Origin of the sequence: Inquilinus sp. (assembly GCF_039594555.1) — a bacterium.
Taxonomy (GTDB): Bacteria; Pseudomonadota; Alphaproteobacteria; order DSM-16000; family Inquilinaceae; genus Inquilinus.
This window is the reverse complement of record NZ_JBCNNF010000508.1, coordinates 1-4,368: the sequence shown is the minus strand read 5'-3', so window position 1 is coordinate 4,368 and position 4,368 is coordinate 1. Positions and strand designations below refer to the sequence as shown.

Sequence of the window (4,368 nt, the reverse complement as noted above, 5' to 3'; positions counted from 1 at the left end):
GATCGAGAACACGTTCATCTGCGCGCCGAGCGACCGCAGGGCCGAGATGCGCAGCGGCATGTCCGGCAGGAAATGGTGCACCACCCGGGCGCTGGCCAGGGTGTAGAGCGGGATGGCGTTGCGGTCGCCGCCGCCCTCCGGCTGCGGCAGCGGCTTCGGCGCCGGCAGCGGGAAGGGCTTCGCCAAGTGCCGGGCGGCCAGCAGGCTGCCGGCCGGGCCGGGGCGCATCGAATGGGTGTTGCTCCACACCCCGTAATCCCAGTCGGCAATGCGGCCGGTGTCGTCCAGCGTCGCGCGGGCCTGCGTCACCATCGCCGGGCCATAGGGCTCCCAGGCATGCTCCTGCTCGCGCATCCACTGCACCCGCACCGGGCGGCCGGGCAGCGCCATCGCCAGCAGGGCGGCGTCGGCCGCGGCGTCGTCGGCGGCGTTGTGGCCGTAGCAGCCGGAGCCGGGGACATGGATGCAGCGCACCGTCTCGACCGGCCGGCCCAGCATCTCGGCGATTGCCTTGCGGTCGGGAAAGACGCCCTGGGTGTGGGTCCACACCGTCAGCAGCCCGTCCTTCTCCTGCTGCGCCACGGCGCAGGACGGGCCGATCGACCCGTGCATCAGATAGGGCCTGGTGTAGCGGGCCTCGATGGTCCGGCCGCCGGCGGGCGGTGCCGCGTCATGCCTGTCGAGGATGGCGAAATCCTGGGCCGGCAGGGCCAGCAGCGCCTCCGGCAGCCGGGCCTGGTCGGGCAGCGCCGCATCCTCCTGCCACTGCGCCGCGGCGGCCAGCAGCCGCATCGCCTTGATCGCCTGGTATTCCTGCTCCGCCGCCACCGCCAGGAAGTCGCCGTCGCGGATCACCTTGACCACGCCGGGCAACGCTTCGGCCGCGCTGCTGTCCAGCGCCGCCAGCCGGGCGCCGGGGCTGGGCGGCCGCACGATCCGGGCGTGCAGCATGCCGGGCAGGCGCATGTCCTGCACATAGGCCTCGCCGCCCGTCACCTTGGCCGGGATGTCGATGCGCGGCACCGGCTGGCCCATCACCCGGAAGGCGGCCGGGTCGGTCAGCGGCGACTCCGGCTTCGCCTCGACATGCAGCGACAGGCCGGCCGCCAGCGCGCCGAAGGAGCGGCGGTTGCCGTCCGGCGCCAGCACGATGCCGCGGTCGATCCGCAGCTGTTCGGCCGGGGCCCCCATCTGCCGCGCCGCCTCGGTCAGCAGGATCGCGCGCGTCTGGGCCGCGGCATGCCGGATGGCGGTGCCGCTGTCCTGCATCGAATGGCTGCCGGCGGTGTAGCCCTCATTGGCGGTGCGGCCGGTGTCGGCGGTGACGATGCCCAGCCCCTCGAAGGCCAGGCCCAGCTCCTCGGCCGCGACCTGGCGCAGCGCGGTGGCGATGCCCTGGCCCAGCTCGGCCTTGCCGGTGAAGACGGTGACCGTGCCGTCGGAGGCGACCTGGATCCAGGAATCGAGATAGGGCGCGTCCTCCAGGCTGCCGGGCAGGGCGCCGCCCAGCTGCGGCGTCTCGGCCGCCTGCTGGGCGAAGGCGGCAGGCGCCAGGGCGAAGCTGACGACCAGGCCGCCGGCGCCCTGCAGCACGGAGCGGCGGGAGAGGCCGGCGCTCACAGCGCGGTCTCCCGCGCCGCCGGCCGGTCGGACGAGGCGCTGCGCATCTCCTCGGCGGCGCGGCGGACCGCGCGCAGGATGCGCAGATGGGTGCCGCAGCGGCACAGGTTGGGCTGCAGGGCCTGGCGGATCTGGGATTCCGACGGTGTCAGCGTCTTCCGCAGCAGCGCATGGGCTCGCATCATCATGCCGGGGATGCAGTAGCCGCACTGCGCCGCCTGCTCGGCGATGAAGGCGCGCTGCAGCGGGCCGGGCTCGGCCTCGGTGCCCAGCCCCTCCAGCGTCGTCACCTCCTTGTTCTCCGCCAGCAGCACCGGCACGACGCAGGAGAAGGCGGGCTCGCCGTCGACCAGCACGGTGCAGGACCCGCACTGGCCCAGGCCGCAGCCGTATTTGGCGGCGTTGAGCTGCAGCTCGCCGCGCAGCACATACAGCAGCGGCGTGTCGGGATCGGCGGCGATGGTCTGCCGGCGGCCGTTGACCCTGATCTCGATCATGACCTCTCCCTAGGGGCTGGCGGCGGTGGCGGAGGCGGCGACCTCGCTGTCGCGGGCGGCGCGGATGGCGGCGTCGACGCCGCTCCAGGCCGGCTTGTCGGTGAAGCGGCCGCGCAGATATCCGGTCAGCGCCGCCAGCTGCCGGTCCGATATCGCGGCGGCGAAGCCGGGCATGATCGGCGCCTTCGCGCCGGCCTGCGCCGGGACGCCCTGGCGGATGATGCGGATCAGGTTGGCCGGGCTGTCGCCGCTGATGGCGGAGCTGAGGCGCAGGTCCAGCCCGCCGAAGGGTGAGGGCCGGCCGCTCTCATGGCAGGCGGCGCAGGTGGCGGCGTAGATCGCGGCGCCGGGATCCGGGGCGGAGGCGGCTGGGGCGACGGTCTGGCTGCCGGCCGATTGCGGCCGGGTGCCGGGGCCGGCCGGGTCGGCGGTGGCGGCCACCAGGGCATCGCCGCGCCTGCGCGCATCGGCATCCGGCTGGCCCATCACCGAGGCGACGTAGCCGGCGATCGCCCGCACATCGGCTTCCGGGATGCCGGCCAGGCTGTCGGCCACCGGCCCCATCGGGCCCTGCGCGGTGCCGTGCTGGCCGTGCCAGCCGGCGCGGAGGTACTGGAACAGCGACTCCGCGGTCCAGGGCACCGGCGCCGGCGACAAGCTGCCGATCGGCACGGCGTGCCAGCCCTCGGCATCGCCGCCGGCGAAGCGCCGGCTGGTCCGCTCGGCGCCGAGCAGGTTGCGCGGCGTGTGGCAGGCGCCGCAATGCGCCAGCCCCTCGGCCAGATAGGCGCCGCGGTTCCAGGCCGCGTCATGCGCCGGGTCCGGCTTGTACGGCCCGGGATGCAGGAACAGCAGCTTCCAGCCGGCCAGGACGAAGCGCTGGTCCAGCGGGAAGGGCAGGTCGTTGGCCGGCGCCCGCGCCGGCACCGGCTGCCGCGTCATCAGGAAGGCGTAGAGCGCCCGGTTGTCCGCGTCGGTGACCAGGGTGAAGTGGTCGTAGGGGAAGGCGGGGTAGAGGTTGCGGCCGGCGCGGTCGACGCCCTCGCGCATCGCCCGCTGGAACGCCGCCTCCGACCAGCGGCCGATGCCGGTCTCCGGGTCGGGGGTGATGTTGGTGGAGTAGATCGTGCCGAAGGGCGTCGGCAGCGGCAGCCCGCCGGCGAAGGGCTTGCCGCCCGGGGCGGTGTGGCAGGTGGCGCAATTGCCGACCGAGGCCAGCTCGGCGCCCTGCCGCACCAGCGCCGGGTCGAAGCCCGCCGGGGCCGGTGGCTCGATCGGGTCGATCGCCGGGCGCCAGCCATAGGCGGCCAGCCCCGCAGCGCCGCCGACGGCCAGCAGCAGCCCGATGCCCAGCACGATGCGGCCGGCGCGCAGCAGCCCCATGGCGATCCGTCCCTTGCCTGCCGGCCGGACCTCTCACGGGCCTTCAGCCGGTGCATTCCTGGATATGCATGGTCGGACGAGATTTCCGTCCTGGCCAGGGGCGTTTTGTCGCCGCTCGGCTGCCCTCAGTTGGTTCGCGCCGACACCAGCACCGGATCGGCGCGGTAGGAATCCGGGAACAGCCGCTGCAGCGCCTCGACCTTCGGCAGGTCGTTGATGGCGATGTAGGGGCTGGCCGGGTGCAGGGTCAGATAGTCCTGGTGGTAGTCCTCAGCCGGGAAGAAGGACCGGCCGGGCTCGATCCTGGTCACGATCGCGGCGTCAAAGGTCCCGGCCTGGTTCAGCTGGTCGACATAGGCCTTGGCCACGCGCGCCTGCTCCGCATCCGCCGGGAAGATCGCCGAGCGGTACTGGGTGCCGCTGTCCGGGCCCTGGCGGTTCAGCTGGGTCGGGTCATGCGCCACCGAGAAGTAGATCTGCAGGATGCGGCCATAGCTGATCTGGTGCGGGTCGTAGGTGATCTTGACCGATTCCGCATGGCCGGTGCCGCCGCCGCTGACGGTCTCGTACTGCGCCGTCCGCGCGTCGCCGCCGGCATAGCCGGAGACGGCGCTGGTGACGCCCCTGACGTGCTGGAACACGCCCTGGACGCCCCAGAAGCAGCCGCCGGCCAGCACCGCGGTCTCGGTCGCGGCGCCGGACGCGGCGCTTTCGTCGACCGCGGGCGGCGGCACCAGCCGCGCCTCCTCGGCCGAGGACTGCGTGACCGCGAGGCCGGCGGCGACCGCCAGCAGGGACAGGGCGCCGGCGAGGGCCGGCAGGCGCCGCCAGGCGGCGGAGGGTCGGATCGGGAAGAGAGACATGGCTC

4 protein-coding genes are annotated in these 4,368 nt (G+C 73.9%); all 4 read right to left on the bottom strand.

The genetic code is table 11. The features are described from left to right. Positions 1-1,620 (bottom strand): molybdopterin cofactor-binding domain-containing protein (locus tag ABDW35_RS32885; RefSeq protein WP_343718066.1); only part of this gene is annotated, 1,620 nt, incomplete at its 3' end. Beyond that, the gene (locus ABDW35_RS32880) at positions 1,617-2,117 is read right to left on the bottom strand and encodes a (2Fe-2S)-binding protein (RefSeq protein ID WP_343718065.1); all 501 of its coding nucleotides are present in this window, start codon (positions 2,115-2,117) and stop codon (positions 1,617-1,619) included. The genes ABDW35_RS32885 and ABDW35_RS32880, both read right to left, overlap by 4 nt. Before the next feature lie 9 nt (positions 2,118-2,126). Beyond that, complete coding sequence (locus ABDW35_RS32875; RefSeq protein WP_343718064.1) at positions 2,127-3,500, bottom strand: cytochrome c; 1,374 nt, start codon at positions 3,498-3,500, stop codon at positions 2,127-2,129. A gap of 125 nt (positions 3,501-3,625) precedes the next feature. Beyond that, positions 3,626-4,368 (bottom strand): peptide-methionine (S)-S-oxide reductase MsrA (gene msrA / locus ABDW35_RS32870; RefSeq protein ID WP_343718063.1); only part of this gene is annotated, 743 nt, incomplete at its 5' end.

Coding starts and splice junctions, on each gene's coding strand:
- ABDW35_RS32875 (WP_343718064.1), bottom strand. CDS start 3,500: ATGGGGCTGCTGCGCGCCGGCCGCATCGTGCTGGGCATCGGGCTGCTG.
- ABDW35_RS32880 (WP_343718065.1), bottom strand. CDS start 2,117: ATGATCGAGATCAGGGTCAACGGCCGCCGGCAGACCATCGCCGCCGAT.